Origin of the sequence: Mesorhizobium sp. M8A.F.Ca.ET.218.01.1.1 (assembly GCF_004791165.1) — a bacterium.
GTDB lineage: Bacteria > Pseudomonadota > Alphaproteobacteria > Rhizobiales > Rhizobiaceae > Mesorhizobium.
This window is the reverse complement of sequence record NZ_SRUZ01000055.1, coordinates 1-405: the sequence shown is the minus strand read 5'-3', so window position 1 is coordinate 405 and position 405 is coordinate 1. Positions and strand designations below refer to the sequence as shown.

The window sequence follows — 405 nt, the reverse complement described above, 5'->3', positions numbered from 1 at the left end:
ACAGCTTCGCCAACAAGCTGAGCGACAAGCGCTACGCCCAATTCGTCAAGGCGTTCAACTTCGCCGCCTATGGCCCGACCGCCACCCTCTATCCTTCCGCCCAGCAAGGCGCGGTCGACAAATACATGCGCCAGACGCTGGAGGAGAATGCCGGCGAGACCAATCAGGGCGTGCGGTTGGCGCTCTACTTCCAACGCAAGGCGCCTGAAATCACCAACTGGTATGACGTGCTCGCCGACACGGCGCTTTCGAGCGTGGTCCGCACCGCGCTCGGTCTGCCCGACTCCATCGCTGCCGCCGACATAGACAAACAGGCGCAGATGTTCGAGCAGAAGCTCGATATCGCCGACTTCAAGGACCCCGACAAGCTGAACAAGTTCCTGACCCGCTTCACCAGCCTGTGGG

The 405-nt window shown here is 61.5% G+C and carries 1 protein-coding gene; it reads left to right on the top strand.

Annotated elements, in window-relative coordinates; translation table 11 throughout:
• Nucleotides 1-405 (top strand): DUF1217 domain-containing protein (locus EN861_RS34370; RefSeq protein WP_135928212.1); only part of this gene is annotated, 405 nt, incomplete at both ends.